This window comes from Chryseobacterium caseinilyticum, from assembly GCF_014837145.1.
Taxonomy (GTDB): Bacteria; Bacteroidota; Bacteroidia; order Flavobacteriales; family Weeksellaceae; genus Chryseobacterium; species Chryseobacterium caseinilyticum.
In genome coordinates, this window is record NZ_JACYFS010000001.1 from 848,924 (window position 1) to 866,769 (window position 17,846).

General features: G+C 36.6%; 19 protein-coding genes. 8 read left to right on the plus strand and 11 right to left on the minus strand.

The genetic code is table 11. The annotated features are described in order from the left end of the window. From IC610_RS04105 to IC610_RS04140, 8 genes are all read left to right on the plus strand, one after another. Positions 1–183, plus strand: coding sequence for a hypothetical protein (locus tag IC610_RS04105; protein WP_056079983.1), 183 nt, complete (start codon positions 1–3; stop codon positions 181–183). A gap of 155 nt (positions 184–338) precedes the next feature. Further along, the gene (gene thrS / locus IC610_RS04110) at positions 339–2,276 is read left to right on the plus strand and encodes a threonine--tRNA ligase (protein ID WP_191735359.1); all 1,938 of its coding nucleotides are present in this window, start codon (positions 339–341) and stop codon (positions 2,274–2,276) included. Between the two features lie 164 nt (positions 2,277–2,440). Continuing rightward, positions 2,441–2,941: a translation initiation factor IF-3 gene (gene infC, locus IC610_RS04115; RefSeq protein WP_185113201.1), complete on the plus strand. Its 501-nt coding sequence runs from the start codon at positions 2,441–2,443 to the stop codon at positions 2,939–2,941. Between the two features lie 146 nt (positions 2,942–3,087). Further along, positions 3,088–4,866 carry a glycosyltransferase family 39 protein gene (locus tag IC610_RS04120; protein WP_191735360.1) on the plus strand — a complete coding sequence of 593 codons (1,779 nt, stop codon included), beginning with the start codon at positions 3,088–3,090 and terminating at the stop codon, positions 4,864–4,866. An 84-nt stretch (positions 4,867–4,950) separates the two neighbouring features. Next, on the plus strand, positions 4,951–5,148 hold the full coding sequence (rpmI, locus tag IC610_RS04125) for a 50S ribosomal protein L35 (protein ID WP_027385360.1): 198 nt from the start codon (positions 4,951–4,953) through the stop codon (positions 5,146–5,148). Positions 5,149–5,266: 118 nt separating this feature from the next. Continuing rightward, entirely contained in the window at positions 5,267–5,611 is a 345-nt protein-coding gene (gene rplT / locus IC610_RS04130; protein ID WP_056079994.1) for a 50S ribosomal protein L20, read from the plus strand. Positions 5,612–5,703: 92 nt separating this feature from the next. Further along, the gene (locus tag IC610_RS04135; protein ID WP_191735361.1) at positions 5,704–6,864 is read left to right on the plus strand and encodes a M28 family peptidase; all 1,161 of its coding nucleotides are present in this window, start codon (positions 5,704–5,706) and stop codon (positions 6,862–6,864) included. 31 nt (positions 6,865–6,895) lie between these two features. Then, positions 6,896–7,822, plus strand: coding sequence for a M28 family metallopeptidase (locus IC610_RS04140; protein ID WP_191735362.1), 927 nt, complete (start codon positions 6,896–6,898; stop codon positions 7,820–7,822). A gap of 43 nt (positions 7,823–7,865) precedes the next feature. Here the strand turns inward: IC610_RS04140 and hisIE are convergent, their stop codons facing one another. From hisIE to IC610_RS04195, 11 genes are all read right to left on the minus strand, one after another. Then, positions 7,866–8,453: a bifunctional phosphoribosyl-AMP cyclohydrolase/phosphoribosyl-ATP diphosphatase HisIE gene (gene hisIE / locus IC610_RS04145; RefSeq protein ID WP_191735363.1), complete on the minus strand. Its 588-nt coding sequence runs from the start codon at positions 8,451–8,453 to the stop codon at positions 7,866–7,868. Beyond that, a complete protein-coding gene (gene hisF / locus IC610_RS04150) occupies positions 8,450–9,202 on the minus strand; it encodes an imidazole glycerol phosphate synthase subunit HisF (protein ID WP_191735364.1) in 753 nt (250 codons plus the stop codon). Before hisF ends, hisIE begins: the two co-directional genes overlap by 4 nt. Positions 9,203–9,357: 155 nt before the next feature. Then, the gene (gene hisA, locus IC610_RS04155) at positions 9,358–10,077 is read right to left on the minus strand and encodes a 1-(5-phosphoribosyl)-5-[(5-phosphoribosylamino)methylideneamino]imidazole-4-carboxamide isomerase (protein WP_191735365.1); all 720 of its coding nucleotides are present in this window, start codon (positions 10,075–10,077) and stop codon (positions 9,358–9,360) included. A 104-nt stretch (positions 10,078–10,181) separates the two neighbouring features. Next, on the minus strand, positions 10,182–10,760 hold the full coding sequence (hisH, locus tag IC610_RS04160) for an imidazole glycerol phosphate synthase subunit HisH (protein ID WP_191735366.1): 579 nt from the start codon (positions 10,758–10,760) through the stop codon (positions 10,182–10,184). Then, on the minus strand, positions 10,761–11,855 hold the full coding sequence (hisB, locus tag IC610_RS04165; RefSeq protein WP_191735367.1) for a bifunctional histidinol-phosphatase/imidazoleglycerol-phosphate dehydratase HisB: 1,095 nt from the start codon (positions 11,853–11,855) through the stop codon (positions 10,761–10,763). A gap of 1 nt (position 11,856) precedes the next feature. Beyond that, positions 11,857–12,882 carry a histidinol-phosphate transaminase gene (hisC, locus tag IC610_RS04170; protein WP_191735368.1) on the minus strand — a complete coding sequence of 342 codons (1,026 nt, stop codon included), beginning with the start codon at positions 12,880–12,882 and terminating at the stop codon, positions 11,857–11,859. A 4-nt stretch (positions 12,883–12,886) separates the two neighbouring features. Then, the gene (hisD, locus tag IC610_RS04175) at positions 12,887–14,161 is read right to left on the minus strand and encodes a histidinol dehydrogenase (RefSeq protein WP_191735369.1); all 1,275 of its coding nucleotides are present in this window, start codon (positions 14,159–14,161) and stop codon (positions 12,887–12,889) included. A 1-nt stretch (position 14,162) separates the two neighbouring features. Then, positions 14,163–15,020 (minus strand): ATP phosphoribosyltransferase, encoded by an 858-nt coding sequence (gene hisG, locus IC610_RS04180; RefSeq protein ID WP_191735370.1) that lies wholly within the window; start codon positions 15,018–15,020, stop codon positions 14,163–14,165. A 247-nt stretch (positions 15,021–15,267) separates the two neighbouring features. Continuing rightward, positions 15,268–16,365, minus strand: a complete 1,098-nt coding sequence (locus IC610_RS04185) for a glycosyltransferase family 4 protein (protein WP_191735371.1) — start codon at positions 16,363–16,365, stop codon at positions 15,268–15,270. Beyond that, positions 16,349–17,023 carry a glycosyltransferase family 32 protein gene (locus IC610_RS04190; protein WP_191735372.1) on the minus strand — a complete coding sequence of 225 codons (675 nt, stop codon included), beginning with the start codon at positions 17,021–17,023 and terminating at the stop codon, positions 16,349–16,351. Before IC610_RS04190 ends, IC610_RS04185 begins: the two co-directional genes overlap by 17 nt. Before the next feature lie 10 nt (positions 17,024–17,033). Beyond that, positions 17,034–17,846 (minus strand): 2,3,4,5-tetrahydropyridine-2,6-dicarboxylate N-succinyltransferase, encoded by an 813-nt coding sequence (locus tag IC610_RS04195; RefSeq protein ID WP_056080031.1) that lies wholly within the window; start codon positions 17,844–17,846, stop codon positions 17,034–17,036.

Genomic DNA, 17,846 nt, shown 5'->3' on the forward strand with positions numbered 1-17,846 from the left:
ATGGACTCAAAAGACGATAAAAAGGGTAAAGAATCTGCCAACTCCGCAGAAACTAAAAAGCAAAATGAAGATTTCCGCGATATTCCGGCATCTTCAGACAAACAAAATCCACCTGATGTAGATAAAGAAGATGTACAGAAGTCTTCAAAAAACAAATCAGGAAAAACAGACAATACTAAGTGAAAGCTTAGTATTTTTTTTTCTAGTATCAGACAGATAATGATTTTATACTCACTGAAAAATTATATTAAACTGCAGTTTTAACGAATTATAATATCCGTTTGTTTTTATGACATAAAATTTTCGTATTTTTGCAACCTAAAATTTCTTAGTAAACAATGATAAAAATTACACTTCCAGACCAAAGCGTCAGAGAATTTGAAGGAGAAGTGACTCCTTTGGATGTGGCAAAATCTATTAGCGAGGGATTGGCTAGAAACACCATTTCCGCAGTTGTAAACGGCACACAAGTCGAAGTTACCACGCCTATCACCACAGATTCTACGGTACAGCTTTTAACATGGAATGACGATCTTGGAAAGAAAGCCTTCTGGCATTCTTCTGCCCACCTTTTGGCGCAGGCTATCCTTGAATTTTATCCTGATGCTAAGCTGACGATCGGTCCTGCCATCGAAAACGGTTTTTATTATGATGTAGATTTCGGTGACAACAGTTTATCGGATAAGGAATTCGAAAAAATCGAGAAGAAAGTTTTAGAAAACGCAAAGAAGGGATCTACATTCTCTCTTTATCCGGTTTCAAAGGACGAAGCTTTAAAGACTTATGCTGACAATCCATACAAAGTTGAATTGATCTCAAATCTTAACGATGGAGAAATCACTTTTGTAACACACGATAATTTCACAGATCTCTGTCGTGGAGGGCACATCCCGAATACATCAATAGTAAAGGCTTTTAAAGTTTTAAATGCTGCAGGAGCTTACTGGAGAGGAAATGAAAATAATCCTCAGTTAACCAGAGTGTACGGAATTTCTTTCCCAAAACAGAAAGAACTTACCGAATATCTTGAAAGACTGGAGGAAGCAAAAAGAAGAGATCACAGAAAATTAGGTAAGGAACTGGGAATTTTCGCTTTCTCTGAAAAAGTAGGTCAGGGATTGCCTTTGTGGTTGCCTAAAGGTGCTGCTTTGAGAAAAAAACTTGAAAATTTCCTGTCTGTTGCTCAGAAAAAAGCAGGTTACGAATTTGTAATTTCACCGCACATCGGTTCGAAAGAATTGTACGTAACTTCTGGTCACTGGGATAAATACGGAGCAGACAGCTTCCAGCCGATAAAAACTCCGAATGAAGGAGAGGAATTTATGCTGAAACCAATGAACTGTCCGCACCACTGTGAGATCTACAAAACTTCACAATGGAGCTACAGAGATTTGCCAAAAAGATATGCAGAATTCGGTACTGTTTACAGATATGAGCAAAGTGGTGAGCTTCACGGCCTGACAAGAGTTCGTGGATTTACTCAGGATGATGCGCATTTGTTCTGTACTCCGGATCAGCTGATGGATGAGTTTAAGAAAACAATTGATTTGGTTCTTTATGTTTTTGGCTCATTAGGATTTGCTGATTTTACAGCTCAGATTTCATTGAGAGATCCTGAAAACAAAGAAAAATACATCGGTACAGACGAAAATTGGGAGAAAGCAGAAACAGCGATTGTAACTGCTGCTACAGAAAAAGGTCTGAACACCGTTACAGAATACGGAGAAGCCGCTTTCTACGGTCCCAAACTGGATTTTATGGTCAAGGATGCTTTAGGCAGAAAATGGCAGTTAGGAACGATTCAGGTAGATTACAATTTGCCGGAAAGATTCGATCTCTGGTATACAGGAAGTGATGGTGAGAAACACAGACCGGTAATGATTCACAGAGCGCCGTTTGGCTCTTTGGAAAGATTTATCGCGATCCTGATAGAGAACACTGCAGGAGATTTCCCGCTGTGGCTGGCTCCGGATCAGTTTATTATCCTTCCGATTAGTGAAAAATATGTAGATTATGCAAAAAAAGTTTCACAACTTTTAGAAAATCACGATATTAGCGGATTGATTGACGACAGAAACGAAAAAACGGGTAAAAAAATCCGTGATGCAGAATTGAAAAAAATCCCATTCATGATTGTTGTAGGCGAAAATGAAGAGAATGATGGCACAATTTCTGTAAGAAGACGTGGCGAAGGCGATCTTGGAGCAATGAGCATCGAGAATTTTGTTTCTTATTTTAAAGAACAGTCTAAAACAGGATTTGAATTTGGCGTTTAGCTGATGGCTACTGGCGAAAAGCGAATTAAAAGTATAAAAACGCAGTTAGGAGAATAATTCACCAATTGCAGTAAGAGAAAATTAACCAATAAAATTATAATACAATAGCACAAAGATTTAACAACAGGGGCCCACAAAGACGTCCTGTACAGGAGGACTTACACTTGATCAACGATAAAATTCGTGTGAGAGAGCTTCGTTTGGTGGGCGATAACGTAGAGCCGGGAATTTATCCTATCGATAAAGCAAGACAGATTGCTGCTGAGCAGGATCTGGATTTGGTAGTAATTTCCGATAAGGCAGAACCGTTTATTGCAAGAATACTGGAATATAAGAAATTCCTTTATGAGCAAAAGAAAAAGCAAAAGGAACTGAAGGCTAAACAGATAAAAGTGGTAGTAAAAGAGATCCGTTTCGGACCTCAGACTGACGAGCACGATTATGAGTTTAAGAAAAAACATGCCGAGAAATTTCTTGAAGAAGGTTCCAAGCTGAAAACCTACGTATTTTTTAAAGGCCGTTCTATCATCTTTAAGGATCAGGGAGAAATTTTACTTCTGAAACTTGCTCAGGAACTGGAGCATGTAGGAAAAGTAGATCAGCTTCCTAAGCTTGAAGGGAAAAGAATGATCATGATGATGAGCCCTAAAAAGCCTGCGAAATAAAAGCACAAAGTTTTCGAAACTATATTAAAACCTCAATTTTTTGAGGTTTTTTTATGGTATTCTTATAAACTGTTCTGATCTTAAAATCCGTTTTTGTTAATTTGTACAACAATTTAATTTCGCAAATATATTCAAACTAAAACCTGATGAAATCTGTCTATTATTTCTATTTTTTATTGATTTTAGTATTATTCTTTTTGGGATGCGCATACTATTATCCGTTTATATCAGATGACAGTCTCATCTCACTAAGATATGCACAGCGATTCATCGATGGAAAAGGTCTTTCATGGAATGACGGCCATCCCGTTGAAGGTTATTCGAATCTTTTGTGGGTTTTGCTGGTTTCACTCTTCGGTAAATTTAATTTAGATTTAATTCTGTCTTCAAGGATTTTAGGTGTGCTTTGTTCAATTGGAACTTTAAGAATAATTTTCAATTATTTAAAAAACAGGTTTACAGAAAAAGAGAAAATTTTCATTCCGTTAATTTTACTCGCAACCACTCCATGCTTTACAGTCTGGGCAATTGGAGGACTGGAGCAACCGCTTTACATCTTACTTTTAACATTAGTCTTAACAGAAGTTTCAAAAATTATAGAGCGAGATTTTAAACGTTTATTTTTCCTCGCACTGTGGCTTGGATTACTAGCCATTACCAGACCCGATGGATTTCTTTTTACTTTAACGACAGCAGGATTTTTAGTTTTACTTAACAGAAAAGAAAAATCTAAAATTTTAAAAATTATTCTTACTGTCGGTTTAATTCCCGCTTTGTTTTTGACAGGTCAGCTCTTGTTCAGGTACAGTTATTACGGAGAGTTTGTTCCGAATACAGCTTTGGTTAAGGTTAAAATTACACTGCATCACGTACTGAGGGGCGGATTTTATAATTTTAAAGCCTTCTTTGGAACATTCGTTCTTTCCGCTTCAGGATTTTATTTTTTGTGGCTGTCTGTCTTTAAGAAAAAAGATTTATTTGCAGCTTTTCTATTACTCAACGTGATTGCTTGGGGAGCTTATATTACTTCAGTTGGTGGTGATATTTTCCCGGCTTACAGACAGTATTATGTAGTTATTATCTTATTGACTTTTGCGATAATTTGTGGATTAAAATACATCAGCTTAATAAAACTGAGTAACTTATGGAAATTTATGCTGTTTTTTGTTCTGCTCCTGAATGGTGTAATACAACATTTTATTCCTGCCAACCACAGCGCAATTGATGAAAGATGGGAATTCAGAGGAATGCAACTTGGTGAAAATTTAAAATCAGCTTTTCCAAAACAGACTTTAATTGCTGTAACTGCAGCTGGCTGCATACCCTATTCTTCCCAGCTACCGGCGGTTGATATGCTTGGTTTAAATGATTATTATATTCCACGTCATCCACCGGCAAACTTTGGAAACGGACCTTTAGCCCATGAGCTTGGCGATGCCAATTATGTAATGAAGAGAAATCCCGATATTATTGTTTTCAATACCGGAAACCGTGCTGAGGATGTGCAGTTTAATATCACACAGCAGCTAATGAAAAATTCTCTGTTCAGGAAAAACTACATAGAATCTTCAGTTCGTGACCGTACTGATCAGTATATTTTATATTTAAATAAATATTCGGAAAACACGGGAATAAAAAGATCAGACAGGAAAATTATTGTTCCTGGATATCTGTTTTCCGGAGATCAGGACTCATTTTCAGTTTTCAGAAATGATGACATTTTAAAAATTTTGGAACCGTTCAAAACTTATTATTTAATACTGGATGATGTTGATGGGGCAAACTGGGTGTTAGAACTTGTAAATAATGGATCGAACAAAGATTTAGGCTTTACTTTTACGCAGGACAAACGGCGATTATTTATAAAAATTCAGCCACGAAAAAAAATATATTTAAAATCTCTCGTTTTAGATTCGGGGACTTAATATATTTTGTATCTTTGCAAACCGATATTTCTGTATAGAAATTCACAATCAGATATTGATAACAAAACATAAAAAAGCAGAACAATGCCAAAATTAAAAACGAAATCAGGTGCTAAGAAGCGTTTTGCTCTTACTGGTTCTGGTAAGATCAAAAGAAAAAATGCTTACAAAAGCCACATTTTGACTAAAAAAGAAACTAAGCAGAAGAGAAATCTTACTACTACTTCTTATGTAGCGAAAGTGGACGAAAAAAGCGTTAAACGTCAATTAGCAATTAAGTAGTTTTTATAAATCCTTTTCGGTTTATAAGAATTCAAACAAATTCAAAAATTTAACCCTGAATTGCAGCCCAAAAGTCTGATGAAACAAGCAGCGCTGAATTCAAAAAAACAATTACATTATGCCTAGATCAGTAAATGCCGTAGCTTCAAGAGCTCGCAGAAAAAAAGTATTAAAGCAGGCTAAAGGTTTTTTCGGTAGAAGAAAAAACGTTTGGACCGTTGCTAAAAACGCGGTAGAAAAAGCAATGTCTTATGCTTACCGTGGTAGAAAAGAGAAGAAAAGAAACTTCAGATCTCTTTGGATCACGCGTATCAACGCTGGTGCAAGAGAGCACGGAATGTCTTACTCTCAGTTTATGGGAGCTCTTAAAAAGAACAACATCGAGCTGAACAGAAAAGTTCTTGCAGATCTTGCAATGAATCATCCGGAAGCTTTCAAAGCTGTTGTAGATCAAGTAAAATAATTTAAACTATTTTGTTATCAATATAAAATCCTGAGTTTTTTGCTCGGGATTTTTTTATTATCTAAATTTGTTCTAAGTAATAAAAATTTAAAGTGAAAAAAGTACTTTCCGTTTTGTCTTTAGGTATTCTTGGGATTTTCCATGGGCAAACTTTTATTCAGGCATATCAGGACCGGGCCAACCAGGTAACGCAAACGAATATTACGAGCCTCCTGCAGCAGTTTTCAAACCTTGGAGTCAAAACCACAGGATCTGTTGAAAACAACAATACACTCGCCTGGCTGAAAAGTCAGTACCTTACTTATGGGTACACGGCAAGCCAAATGTCTGAAGATACTTTCACCAGCGGAAGCAACACTTCAAAAAATTTAATTGTTACCAAAACAGGAACTGTCTATCCCAATATTTTTGTGATTATCTGTGGACATTACGACACGATTAACAGCCCGGGTGTCAGTGATAACGGCAGCGGAACTTCTATTTTACTTGAAGCTGCAAGAATTCTGAAAGATGTTCCAACAGAATATTCAGTTAAATTTATTCACTTTTCAGGTGAGGAGCAAGGTCTTGTGGGAAGTACTCATTATGTAAATAATGTTGTTTTTTCCAACAATGTGCGTCAGCTCAATCTGAAAGTTGTTTTTAATATTGATCAGGTAGGAGGGAAAATGGGTAATCCAAATACAACTATTACCTGTGAAAGCGACCAGAGCGGACAAACTGCCAACAATGCACCATCTCTTGCAATGACCCAGCAATTGGCAAACTGTACCACACTCTACTCACCTCTTTTGGTGAATATGTCGAATGCCTTTGCATCAGATTATGTGCCTTTTGAAAATAAAGGCGATATCATCACCGGTTTTTATGAAACTCCTGTAAGTGGTAATCAGCATACTCCCAATGATACTTTTGCTAATGTAGATCCAGTTTATGTTTTTAAAGTGGGTAAAGCTGCTGTGGGGGCGTTACAACATTTCGCTGTTGCATCTTCAGTTCTGGCAGTTGATGAAGCTCAGAAAATTTCAGATCAGATTAAAATTTATCCGAATCCTGCGAAAAACATCCTGTATATTGAAACACCTTCTTCCGTAAAAAACTTTGCTGTTGAAATTTCTGATATGAGCGGAAAACTGGTTTTAAAATCTGAAAATCAGAATGAAATTAATATTTCAGGAATCAGTTCAGGAAATTATATGTGCTCGATCAGTTACAACGGTGAAAAAATATCCAGAAAAATTATTGTTGAATAATAAGTTTAAAAACTAACAGCTCATAAAACCAATGATTAAAAAAATTCATTCCCTCCTGCTTTTTTCATTTACAGCAGCGGGTTTTCATGCACAAAATGCAGTCCCTGCCTATCAGTCGAGAGTTGATATGGTTTCAGAGAAAAACATTGTTAACAATCTTAAAGAATTCGAAGGTTTAGGAATTAAAACCACAGGCTCCAAAGAAAATAATAACGCCTTCAACTGGATTAAAAATAAATATCTTTCGTACGGATTTACGGAAGATCAGATTTCTGAAGATCCTTTTAAAATGGGAAAGGTAGAATCTAAAAATCTGATTATCACCAAAAAAGGAACTGTACAGCCTGATAAATACATCATCATCTGCGGGCATTTCGACAGCATCAACGGTCCGGGCGTAAATGACAACGGCAGCGGAACTACTATCATCATGGAGGCTGCAAGAATTCTAAAAGATGTTCCCACCGATTATTCTATAAAATTTATCCATTTCTCAGGTGAAGAACAGGGTTTGAAAGGAAGTAAACATTATGTTGACAATGTAGTTTATAAAGATAATGTGCGTCAGTTTGATATTAAACTGGTTTTTAATCTTGATCAGGTTGGAGGTAAAAAAGGGCTTTTCCATGATACCGTTTATTGCGACGAAGATCAGGGTGGAAGTTCCAAAAACAACAAAGCCTCAACGGATGCCACCAAAGAATTAATGAAATATGTGACGCTTTATTCGCCTCTCAAAGCGGCTGTAGATCCTGCAGAGGACACCGATTATATTTCCTTCGAGAAAAAAGGTGAAGTGATAACAGGATTTTTCGAGTATCTTAGAAGTGAATTACCACACACCCCAGACGACACTTTTGCCAATACAGATACGAGATATGTCTTTAATATAGGAAAAGCAACGCTTGGCGCTTTACAGCATTTTGCACAGGCATCGGTCGTCAACGAGAAAAAATAATTTAAATATACTTTACGGGAACCTGCATGTCTGCAGGTTTTTTTCATTGATTTCTGTCCAACAGAATTTCCTCAATTTCTTTCAAAGTGAAATTTTTTGCTTTCAGTAAGATTAGAAAGTGATACAGCAAATCAGCGGCCTCATTTTTAAACAGGTCAGCATCGTCATCTTTAGCTTCAATGACCAGTTCCACAGCTTCCTCGCCTACTTTTTGAGCCACTTTATTAATTCCTTTCTGAAACAGTGAATACGTGTAAGATCCATCCACTCTGTCATCAATTCTCTGAGCTATTTTGCTTTCCAGTTCATACACAAAACCTTTGGAATCTTTCTCTCCAAAGCAACTGAAACTTCCGGTATGGCAAACGGTATTTTTTGGAATGACTTTAATTAAAACCGTATCGTTATCGCAATCGATCAGGATATTTTTTACCGTTAAGAAATTCCCCGACTCCTCGCCTTTCGTCCACAATCTGTTTTTTGAACGGCTGAAAAAAGTAACAATACCTTCATTTTTTGTTTTGTTAAAAGCTTCTTCGTTCATATAGCCCAACATCAGAACCTGCAGAGTTCTGTCGTCCTGAATAATTACCGGAACCAGTCCGTTGGTTTTATTAAAATCTATTTTCATCGTACGTTGATATTTCTGTTTTTCAGTTCGTTTTTTAATTCATCAATTCCAATTTCCCCAAAATGGAAAACGCTTGCTGCTAAAGCTCCGGTTGCTTTTGTAAGATTAAAAACATCTTCAAAATCTCCAATTTTTCCTGCTCCACCTGAAGCGATTACCGGAATATTTACATTTGCTGAAATGAGTTTCGTCAATCTCAAGTCAAAACCGTTTTTTGTTCCGTCACCATTCATTGAGGTTAAAAGAATCTCGCCGGCTCCCAATTCCTCGACCTTTTTAGCCCAATCCAAAGTTTTCAGCGGAGTCATTTCTCTTCCACCTTTTATAAAAACCCAGTCTTCTTCATTTACAAATTTTGTATCAACCGCAACAACGATACACTGACTTCCAAACTCCTTTGCCAGTTCAGAAATCAGATATCGATTTTTCACTGCTGATGAATTGATGCTTATCTTATCCGCTCCGGCTTCCAACAGTTTTCTGACGTCTTCTACGGAAGATATTCCGCCACCTACAGTAAATGGAATGCTCAGTTCTCTGGCTATATTTTTCACTAGTTCGACGAAAGTTTTTCGTTCTTCAATGGTTGCCGTAATGTCCAGAAAAACCAGTTCGTCAGCTCCTTCATTTTCATATTTTTTAGCTAAATCAATAGGATTTCCGGCATTTCTCAATCCTTCAAAGTTGATTCCTTTCACGGTGGTTCCGTCTTTGATGTCGAGGCACGGGATTATTCTTTTTTTGAGCATTTTTTCTTATTTGTCATGTTTAATGTTGATAGGATTTCATCCTATCCTTTGTTAAAGCGTCCCGTTGGGACTTGTTGATGTAAGTTTTTAAGCTGATGTGTTCCTCTAAAAAGTTTACAGTGACTTGAATGAATTTAGTTTAAAGAAATCCAAATTTAGTTTTCAATAAATTTCTGCAATTCTTTCAGAGTAATTTTACCTTCATAAATTGCCTTACCGATTATCGTTCCGGCACAACCAATGTCTTTCATCAGAAAAACATCTTCAATACAGGAAATTCCGCCGCTCGCGACTAATTTTACTGATGTTTTCTCTAAAATTTCCTGATACAATTCTGTGGAAGCACCTTCCAGCATTCCGTCTTTTGAAATGTCGGTACAAATCACATTTCGAATGCCATTTTTCTGATAATTTAGAATAAAATCAATCACATCCTGATCGCTTTCCTCCAGCCAGCCGGAAGTTTTTATCATTTCATTTTGACAGTCGGCTCCGAGAATTATTTTATCAGCTCCATATTTTTCAATCAATCGAAAACAAAATTCAGGATTCTGAACGGCGATACTGCCAATTGTAATCTGTTTTGCTCCTGAATTAAGTGCTGTTTCGATATCTTTTTCAGTTTTCAGTCCACCTCCAAAATCGATGTGAAGTGAAGTTTCTTTCGCAATATTTTCCAACACTTTTTGATTGACAATATGTTTTGATTTTGCCCCATCCAGATCCACCAAATGGAGAAACTGAATTCCAAAGCTTTCAAATTCTTTAGCAACTTCAAGCGGATTTTCGTTATATATTTTTTTGGTATTGTAATCACCTTTTGACAGTCGCACACACTTTCCGTCGATGATATCTATGGCAGGAATAATTTTCATATGTAGTTTTCGTTGTTTTTAATAAGGCATCTCGAATAGCCGGAACAGGTAATGCAATCGACTTTTTTCATGGATTTTCCGTTTCCAATTATTGCGATTCAGAATTATAGTTTTAAAAAGTTTTTAAGCAATTGATTCCCAAATTTTCCCGATTTTTCAGGATGAAACTGCGTGGCGAAAAAATTATCTTTCTGTAAGCTTGCACTGAACGGCAAAATATAATCACAAACTGAAGTCGTGTTTTCTGACAATTCACAATAATAACTGTGGACAAAATACAGATCATTTTCATCCGAAATTTCTGAAAACAGAGGAGATTTTAAATCCGAAACGCTGTTCCAACCCATGTGCGGAACGAGGTCAAGAGGAGGAAATTTTTTGACATTACAGTCAAAAATTCCCATCCCAACCGTGTTTCCTTCTTCATTATTTTTACACATCAGCTGCATTCCGAGACAGATTCCTAAAACAGGTTGGGTTAAATTTGGAATTAACTGATCCAAACCTTTTTCTTTCAGGACTTTCATAGTCGAAGAAGCCTCGCCAACTCCCGGAAAGATTACTTTTTCTGCATTTTTTATCAGTTGGAAATCATCTGTAATAATTGAATCAAAGCTCAGTCTTTGTAAAGCATTCTGAACAGAATTAACGTTTCCGCCGTTGTATTTTATAATCGCAATCATTTATAAACTTCCTTTTGTTGTGGGTAAATTATAATTCTGATCCGTCTGATTCACTGCCATTTTAATGGCTTTCGCAAAAGATTTAAAGATCGATTCAATCTTGTGGTGTTCGTTTTCACCCTCAGATTTAATATTTAAATTGCATTTCGCAGTATCTGTAAACGACTTGAAAAAGTGGTAAAACATTTCCGTTGGAACATCACCAATTTTCTCTCTTTTAAAATCAGCATCCCAGACCAACCACGGCCGGCCGCTAAAATCAATTGCAACCTGCGAAAGACAGTCGTCCATCGGAAGCAGAAAACCATATCTTTCAATGCCTTTTTTCTTTCCTAAAGCCTGCAAAACGGCATCACCAAAGACAATTCCAGTGTCTTCTACCGTATGGTGTTCATCAACCTGTAAATCTCCATTGACTTTAATTTTTAAATCTAAATTTCCATGCTTTGAAATCTGCTCGAGCATGTGGTCAAAAAAATGGAGACCCGTTGAAATTTCTGAATTCCCGCTTCCATCCAGATTAAGTTCAATTTCGATTTCGGTTTCATTGGTCTTTCTATAAACGTTTGATTTTCTTGGAATCTGTTTCAGAAACTGATAGATTTCTGCCCAACTTTTTGTGCTTAAATCAGCATTTTCATTTTTGGAATCATTAATGAAAATACTTTTTGTACCTAAGTTTTTAGCCAGCTGAACATCAGTCAAACGGTCTCCGATGACGAAGGAATTTTCAAGATCATAATTGCCGTAAATGTATTTTCCCAACATTCCGATTTCAGGTTTTCGGTTGGGAGAATTTTCATGTTCGAAACTTCTATCAATCAGGATATCACCAAAAATAATTTCCTCGTTTTCAAAAGCTTTCAACATCTTTTCCTGTGGTTTTATGAAATCTCCGAAAGGAAAACTGTCTGTTCCCAAACCATCCTGATTGGTTACCATCACCAATTCGTAGTCTAATTCCTTGATAATTTTTGCTAAATTTTGAAAAACTCCAGGATAAAATTCAAGTTTTTCCAAAGAGTCAACCTGAAAATCTGTTGGCGGTTCCAAAATCAATGTGCCGTCGCGGTCGATGAATAATACTTTTTTCATTTTAAATATTTTTCAGAACATTAATCAGTTTTTCATTTTCATCTTTTGTTCCAACATTAAGTCTTATACAGTTAGGAATCTGAGGAAATCTTTTACTGGTCAGAATTTCATTTTCAAGCAATGTAGAATATACTTTTTGCGCATTTTTAAATTCAATCAAAAAGAAATTCGCATCAGTAGGGAATACTTTTGAAATACATTCAATATTTTCAAACTGAGTTTTCAGCCAGTTGCGTTCTTTCAAAATTTCATTCAAATTATTTTGAAAATCTTCAATCTGATCCAACTTTTTCAAAACTAAATTTTGGCTTAAAACATTCACATTAAAAGGTGATTTTACCGTGTAAATCAGGTTGGTAATTTCTTCTGAAGAAAATGCTATTCCGACTCTTACACCGGCCAATCCCCATGCTTTGGAGAAAGTCTGCAGCACGATGAGATTTGGATATTCATCAATCAGGTCAAGACATGATTTCTGTTTAGAAAATTCAATATACGCTTCGTCTACAACTACAATTCCTTTAAAATTCTGGATGTAAAATTCAATGTCATCAATCGAATTCCCGGTTGGATTATTGGGTGAACAGAGAAATAAAATTTTAGGTTGATTTTCTTTAATAATATTTAAAAACTCCTCTTTTACAATTTCGAAATTATTATTCAGATTGAGTTGCAAAACCTTATTTTCATTGATTGCAGCATAAAATCCGTACATTGCAAATGAAGGATTCATTACCAACACTGAATCTATTTTGGGCTCACAGAAGATTTTTATAATCAAATCGATCAGTTCATCACTTCCATTTCCTATAGCAATCTGTTTGGCTGAAATATTTTTAAAAGCCGAAATTTTTTCTCTTAAATTTCTGTGTGTAGAATCCGGATAACGGTTGAATTCTCCAAACGGACTTTCATTGGCATCCATCAGCAAAGGATTTTCGAACTGACTGTTATCTCTGAAACTGACGTAAGGTCTCAGTTCCAATATATTTTTTCGCACTAATTTTTTAATATTTACTGTGGTCATAATCTTATTTTAATCTGATGGATACTGCATTTTTGTGTGCTGAAAGACCTTCTGCTTCCGCCATGATTTCAATCGTTTTTCCTAAATTCTGCAGGCCTTCTTTAGATAAATTCTGAAACGTAATTTTCTTCACAAAACTGTCTAAAGAAACACCGCTGTAATTTTTCGCAAAACCGTTTGTGGGAAGTGTGTGATTGGTGCCGCTGGCGTAATCTCCGGCACTTTCACATGAATAATTTCCGAGAAAAACCGAACCTGCATTTTGAATCTGGCTAATATACTTTTCAAAATTTTCAACCGCTAAAATCAGATGTTCGGGAGCGTATAAATTGCTGAATTCCAGTGCTTCGTCAATAGAATTCAATAATATAAAGTGACTATTGTTCAACGATTTTTGTGCAAATTCGTTTCTGGGAAGTTCTTTGATTTGTTTTTTAACTTCATTAATGGTTTCATTTAAAACTTTTAAATCCGTTGAAATAAAAATCACCTGACTGTCACTTCCGTGTTCCGCCTGTGACAGTAAATCTGCCGCACAAAACTCAGGAACTGCTTTTTCATCGGCGATCACCAAAACTTCACTCGGCCCTGCAGGCATATCGATAGCTATCCCAAATTCCTGAGCAAAATCTTTTGCTGCCACGACAAACTGATTTCCGGGACCAAAAATTTTGTACACATTGGGAATGGTTTCTGTTCCGAAAGTCATTGCCGCAACCGCCTGCGCACCGCCAACTTTGAATATTTTTGAAACTCCACAAAGCTGTGCTGTATACAGAATCGCTGGATTGACGTTTCCGTTTTTATCAGGAGGCGTACACAGAATAATCTCCTGACAACCGGCTAACTGAGCAGGTATGGCAAGCATTAAAACGGTAGAAAACAGGGGAGCTGTTCCGCCGGGAATATAAATTCCAACCTTTTCAATGGCGCGGTTTTCTCTCCAGCAAATCACACCCTTCGTTGTTTCGATTTTTTCAGTTTCAACAACCTGTGATGCGTGGAATTTCGTAATATTTTCTTTGGCAATCTGAATCGCTGATTTTAATTCTTCTGAAATTAAGTCAGCAGCTTTACTGATTTCTTTTTCAGTCACCTGTAGCTGATCGATCTTTGCAGAGTCGAATTTTTCTGCGTAACGGATTAAAGCTTCATCACCGTTTTTCTCAACTTCAGCGAAAATTTCTTTGATGGTTTGAGCAATTTCCTGCTTTTTAAAAACAGGTCTTTTTGTAAGTTCAGACCAGGTTTCCCGTTTAGGATTTTTATAAATATTCATCTTAAATTACCATTTTATCGATTGGAATGATTAAAATATCCTGTGCACCTTTCAGTTTCAATTCATCGATGACGTCCCAAAACCGTTCTTCATCAATTACAGAATGAATGCTGCTCCAGCCCTCTTCTGCAAGCGGAATAACCGTCGGACTTTTCAAAACAGGAAGCACATTTGAGATTTCTGAAATCTGATCATTCGGAACATTCATCAAAATGTATTTTGAATTTTTTGCCATTAAAACCGCTTTGATTCTGAAGAGTAATCGGCTTAAAATTTCTTCCTGTGCATCATTCAGATTGATGTTTTTAGCAAGCACAGCTTCTGACTTTAAAAGAGTAACCGTTTCACGCAGTCCGTTTTTGAATAAGGTACTTCCCGAGCTCACTATATCACAGATCCCGTCAGCCAATCCAATGTTGGGCGCAATTTCTACTGAGCCTGAAATCACGTGAATATCAGCCTGAATATTATTTTCGTTTAAATATTTTTGGAGCGTATTAGGATAAGATGTGGCAATTTTTTTCCCCTGAAAGTACTGTGGCTGATCGCTGTCAATATCTTTTGGAATAGCCAGAGAAACCCGGCATTTTGAGAAACCTAATTTCTGTACAATCTCATTCTGCTTTTGTTTTTCCTCCAAAAGATTTTCTCCAACGATGGCGATGTCAACTACTCCATCCTCCAGATATTGCGGAATATCGGAGTTTCTGAGATACATAATTTCCAAAGGAAAATTATCTACCAAAACCTTCAGCTGGTCTTTGCCATTATTGACAGAAATACCGCAATCTTTAAGAAGCTGAAGCGATTCTTCATACAACCGACCGTTTTTCTGAATAGCAATTTTTAATTTACTCATTACTTTTTGTAAGTTTTGGTCTGAGTAAATGACGTTGATTTTATGGAAATTTCACAGAAATGTGGAAACAAAAAAACCGTCCTTACTCAGACGGTTTTTAATTTATTTTTATGAATTCAACACAAAATATCAATCACTTCCGCCTTAGCTGAGATGATGATAATGATGAAGTGTTGAGAAATTCGGTTTCATTTTTTTGAAATATTGTGGTACAAATGTAGAACTTATTTTTAAACTTCCAAGAAATTTATGACATAATTTTTTGATAAAGATTCATCAGTTCGTTGGCAATAGGTTCGTCATTAAACTTTTGAACAAAGTCAAAACCCTTATCAGCACGGCGTTTACGCTCAGATTCATTTTCCCACAGAAATTTTATTTTCGCCTGGATGTCAAGATGATTTTTTGGATCAACATATACAGAATCGGAACCACCTGCTTCCGGAAGACAGCTTGTATTGCTTGTAATCACAACCGTTTTTGAAAATAAGGCTTCAATAACAGGAATTCCAAAGCCTTCAAAAAAACTTGGATAGATAAAAATATCCGCGAGTCTGTAGATCACCGCCAATTCATTCATCGATACACCTGTGAGAAACTGAGCATTAATTTTATTTTGATCAATTTTCTTTTTCACAAGTTGGAAGTATTTTGGTTTTTTCGTGCCCACAACAATCAGAGGAATCTGAGTTCCCTGAAGTGCTTTTACCACGTTCAAAAGATTTTTCCTTGGCTCTATGGTTCCTACATTAAGAATAAATCTATCAGGAAGCTGAAATTTCTCTTTCACTGCTTTGATAAATTCGTCGTCATGCTCTTCTTTAAATGCATGATGACAACCCTGATAAATAACTTCAATTTTGCTTTCCGGAACTTTTAAATAATGAATAATGTCATCTTTAGTCTGCTCAGAAATCGCAATGATTTTATCAGCAGACTGTGCGGCTTTTTTAAACTTCCAGAAGTGAATTTTTCTGTCAATCCAAGTGTAATATTCCGGATAACGTTCGAAAATCAAATCATGGATGGTGACCACTTTTTTAATGGGTTTGCTGTTCCACTTTAAAGGTAATTCACCAGACAGGCCGTGAAAAATATCCGCGCCCAAATTCTGTGCATCCGTTCCCGTTTTAAACTGTCGGGACAAAGTTCCCTTCGAAGTCCTGAGATGTGAGATATTGGAACGTTTTAAAATTTCGCTTCCTTTTTCCGAAGTCTTTTTACTGATTAGAATATATTGATTTTCAGGATAATACTCAGAAAGAATCCTTACAAGATCCCTGGAATAATTTCCCAATCCTGACACGCTTGAAAAGATCCGTTTTGCATCAAATGCTATCTTCATCTTCTGGTTTTATAATATTTTGAGTCAGTTGTTTTTTCTTCCAGTGTTCAGATTTATCACCGTAAAGAAAAAATTTCCCCATTTTATATTTAAACTGCATTTTGTTATCATAATGAGGCGCCAAAAACCGATGCGGAATACCGGGATTTTCAGCAAGACATTGTTTCACAGAATCAGTGTAAACTGTAGGACCGGTCGTTTTGTGAACATTATGAGGGTGTGGATTACTTTTAATATTATCCAGAATGTTCTCTAATGTCTTCTTTAAAAATGGGTGTCCGGCTGCATAAACCAGACCCCACTGTACGTAATATGTCGGCGGAATTTCATCCGTAATCAAAGCTACATCATCTTCACGGATAAGCTTCCGCAACGGGATGTTGATTCCACTGTCTACATCAAGGTAAACGCCGCCTTTTTTGTATAAAATGGCGTACCTGAAAAAATCTGCTTTGGCAGCTCCGATGGTTAATCTGTTGTAAGCTTTAAAATATTCCGGAGGGAACTCTTCTTTAAAAAAACGCTGAATTTTTTCGTCATCATAAAAATGATATTCATATTCAGGGTTTTTTCTGAGCATTCTTTTAATGTAAAACCTCGTAATCCAAGGTAATTTACTGGTTTTAAAAGTCTGGAATATTTGCTTCGGAATTGTCATTACAGAATGATTAAACAGCTACATTATTCTCTCTCAAAGCGTCATTAAGCGACGTTTTTTTATCTGTTGATTCTTTTCTCTGTCCGATAATCAGAGCACATGGAACCTGATATTCTCCTGCTGGATACTGCTTGGTATAACTTCCCGGAATTACTACTGAACGGGCAGGAACTCTACCTTTAATTTCAACCGGAGTTTCTCCTGTAACATCGATAATTTTAGTTGAAGCTGTCAACACGACATTCGCTCCCAAAACAGCTTCTCTTTCAACATGAACGCCTTCTACAACGATACATCTTGAACCGATAAAACAGTCATCCTCAATGATTACCGGCGCTGCCTGAAGTGGCTCTAAAACCCCACCTATACCAACTCCACCGCTTAAGTGAACGTTTTTACCTATCTGAGCACAGCTTCCAACAGTCGCCCAGGTATCCACCATCGTTCCTGAATCTACATAAGCACCGATATTGACGTAAGACGGCATCAAGATAACTCCAGACGCTATGAAAGCTCCTTCTCTTGCTATAGCATGTGGCACAACCCGAACACCTTTCTCTGCATAATTTCTTTTCAAAGGCATTTTATCGTGAAATTCAAATGGTCCTACCTCAATCGTTTCCATTTTCTGGATCGGGAAATACATTACTACAGCCTTCTTCACCCACTCATTAACCTGCCATCCGTTTTCAGTAGGTTCTGCAGTACGGAGCTCACCCTTATCAACCAAAGAAATAACCTCTCTGATTGCTTTTTGGCTGTCTTCATTTTGTAGTAGTTCTCTGTTGTCCCAGATGTTCTCGATAGTTTGTTGTAATGACAT